The sequence below is a fragment of the Paraburkholderia sp. BCC1885 genome, assembly GCF_900996235.1.
Lineage (GTDB): Bacteria > Pseudomonadota > Gammaproteobacteria > Burkholderiales > Burkholderiaceae > Paraburkholderia.
Genome location: NZ_CAAJGM010000268.1, coordinates 1 through 3,496, shown reverse-complemented (window position 1 = coordinate 3,496; position 3,496 = coordinate 1). Strand labels below are relative to the sequence as shown.

1 protein-coding gene is annotated in these 3,496 nt (G+C 66.8%); it reads right to left on the bottom strand.

Annotation, left to right across the window (positions count from 1 at the left end; genetic code table 11):
• Positions 1-3,496, bottom strand: a 3,496-nt coding sequence (locus FQ755_RS34740) for a condensation domain-containing protein (protein WP_144162281.1), incomplete at both ends; no start/stop codon positions are given.

The window sequence follows — 3,496 nt, the reverse complement described above, 5'->3', positions numbered from 1 at the left end:
GCGTATCCAGCTCCACCGTCTCCACACCCAACGGCACCGGCAGCTTCTCCATCAGATGCGACTGCGTGAGCAGCAGCCCAATCCCGCTGTCCTCCATCATGTAGGCCAGCCGCTCCGCCGGGTAGTCCGGGTCCAGCGGCACATACGCACCGCCCGCCTTCAGGATCGCCAGCAGACCCGTCACCATCTCTACCGACCGCTCTGCCGCAATCCCCACCCGAACCTCCGGCCCCACCCCCAGCCTCACCAGATGCTGCGCAAGACCGTTCGACCGCGCCTCCAGCTGCGCGTAACTCACCTGTTCGTTGCCAAAGACGACCGCCGTGGCATCCGGCGTCGAATGTGCCTGTGCTGCGATCCGCTCGTGCACCGGCCTCACGTCCTCATACACTTCGTCATTGCGCGCCCACGACAGCAGCTTCGCCTGCTCTGCCCCATCGAGCAGTTCCAGCTCCCCAAGGCACTGGTCGGCCGACTTCACCATCCGCACGAGCAGACGCGCCATATGCGCCGCAATCCCAGCGACGGCCCGGGGCCCGAACTGCTCTCGCATGAACTTGTACCGCAGCTCCAGCGTGGCTCGCTGCGTCACCGCCAGCGTCAGCGGATAGTTGGTTTCCTCGTGGGCGTCCAGGCCGCCGAAGCGCAGTCCCTGCAGACGAGATTCATTCAGGGCGGAGTCCACCGGATAGTTCTCGAACACCACCACGCTGTCGAACAGCGCTAGGCTACCCGCGCCAACAAGCCCCTGGATCTCCTGCAGAGGCGTATGTGCGTGTTCCTGCGACGCGACCGCCTGTGACTGGATGTCCCGCAGCCAGTCGCCCAGCCGGGTTCCGCCTGGCACGTGAACCGCAATCGCCAAGGTGTTGATGAACAGGCCCAGCAGATCCTCGACACCCGGCAGATCACCCGGCCGCCCCGCCACCGTCGCACCAAACGTCACGACAGGCTGTCGGGTATATCTGTGCAGCAACAACGCCCAGGCAGCCTGCACCACCGTATTGACCGTAACCTGCTGCCGCTGCGCAAAGGCGGCCAGGCGCGCAGTGACGCCGGCATCGATCGCGGCAGCCAGCTCGCCATACCCATCCTTCGCCACCTCCGCCGACCGCGAGAGCGCACCAGCCAGATAGGTCGGTTCACTGACGTCCGACAGGCGCTCACGCCAGTACGTCCGCCCCTCCTCCGGATCACGTCGATGCAGCCACCCAATATAATCGCGGTAGTGTCCACCCTGTTCTGGCAACGATTCCCCGCGGTAATGACGCAGCACCTCTCCCAGCAGTTGCGATGCACTCCAGCCGTCCATCAGCGCATGGTGGTCGGTCCACACCAGATCGTGACCACCGTCCGGTCGCATGAACACCGTTATCCGCAGCAACGGCGCACGCTCAACGTCAAAGCCACGCGTAATGTCCTCCCGCCGCCACCGTGCGATCTTTCCTTCGTATTCCTTCTCATCAACCAGCGACCAGTCCACCTCCTCATACGGCAGGTTCACCGTCCGGTGCACCACCTGCAGCGCGTCGCCTCCATGCGCCCACGTGAAGTGCGTACGCAGGACCGGGTTGCGTGCCACCGAAGCCACCCACGCCGCATGCAGGCGCTCCCGGTCCAGGCTGCCGTGCAGCGTCAGCCGCTTCTGGTTCACGTACACGCCTTCGTCCGACTGCAGCAGGCTGTGGAACAGCATGCCGTGCTGCACCGGCGTGGCCGGATAGACATCCTCGATCCCCGAGAGATCGAGCTTCATCTGCACCAGTTGCTCCTGCGTGAGCCTTGCCAGCGGGAAGTCCGACGCCGTCGCCCCGGGCGCTGACGTCGCACAAAGACTGATCAACGCGCGCAGCCGCTCACCGAACTGCTCTGCCAGCGCCTGCACCTGCGCCATGTCGAGCTCGCCCTCGCGGTAGCTCCACCGCAGCGACAGCCGGCCGCGCGCCACCATCCCGTTCAGGTCCAGCACCATGTCCGCCGGCAGGTCCTTTGCGACCGGCTCACCGCCCGACTCGCGCGCAAACCCGAAGCGTCCGCCTTCGGCCAGGCTCTGATCGAACTGACCCAGGTAGTTGAAGCCCACCTGCGCACGCGGCAGGTCGGCCAGTTGGCTGCCCAGCAGACCAAAGTGCAGACCTTTGCCCGGTATCGCCCGTAGCCGCTCCTTCACTGACACAATCGCCCGGCCCGCATCGCCCACCGCTTCCAGCCACACCGGATACTGCGTCGTGAACCATCCCACCGTACGGCTCGGGTCCAGTTCCTCCGTATCCAGCGCCTCGCGGCCGTGGCCTTCGAGCGCCACCAGCACCCCGCCGTGGCCACTCCATTCGCCCACCGTCTGCGTGAGCGCCGTCAGCAGGATGTCCTCGACTCCGGTGCGGTACGCGCGCGGCACGTCCTGCAGCAACTGCCGCGTCTCCGCCTCGTCAAGTGCAATGCTCACCGAACGGCTCACGCCCGGCTGCGCCTCCGTGTTCACCGGCAGCGACGGTTTCGCGGCGGCCAGCGCCGCGCGCCACCAGTCCGCCTCTGCCTTCACCGCTTCGCCCTGTGCATACGCAAGCTGCCGCTCCACCCATACGCTCCACGGCGTGTTCGGCGGCACGCTCACCACCTCGCCCTTCACCGCCTGCTCGTAGCCCTGCTGCAGCTCCTCGAGCAGCACCCGCCACGACACCCCGTCCACCGCCAGGTGGTGGATCGCCAGCAACAGCCGCGCCTCACCCTGCAACTCGAAGTAGCCCGCGCGCATCAGCGGACCACGTTCAATGTCCAGGCTCTTATGCAGCCGCGTACCCTCGCGCTCCAGCGCCTGTTCCCAGTGAGCCTCGCCCTTCAGGTCGATCACCTCTAGCACCGGATGATCGTCGGCCGCCGCCACCTGCTGCTGCCACACGCCCTGTTCCTCACGGACGAACCGCAGGCGCAGCGCATCGTGCCCCGCGCGCAGCGCGAGCAGCACCGTATCGAGCGCTGTCGTATCCAGGCCACCTCGGATCGTCAGCAGTACGGACTGGTTCCAGTGTGACTCGCCCTGCGGGAACCGGTCGAAGAACATCGCCTGGATCGGCGTCAGCCCCAGCGACTCGTGCACCTCCGTATGCCGGACCTCCTCGCCGGCGACGTCCTGCGCCACCCGCGAAAGCCCCGCCACCGTGGGGTGCTCGAACACCTGCCGCGGCGTCAGCTTCAACCCCACCTGCCGCGCACGCGCGATGATCTGCAGGCTCAGGATCGAATCGCCTCCCACCTCGAAGAAATTCTCCGTCACCCCGAGATCGTCCCGGCGCAACACGTCCTTCCACACCAACATCAGCGCCGCCTCGCGTGCGTCGCGCGGCGCCACCGCCTCGTGCCCCAACTCCGCGTCCGGCTCGGGGAGCGCCTTCCTGTCCAGCTTGCCATTGGGCATCAGCGGCAGCGCCGGCAGCACCATCAGCGCCGAGGGCACCATGTACCCCGGCAGCTTCGACTCCAGTACCGCACGCACCTG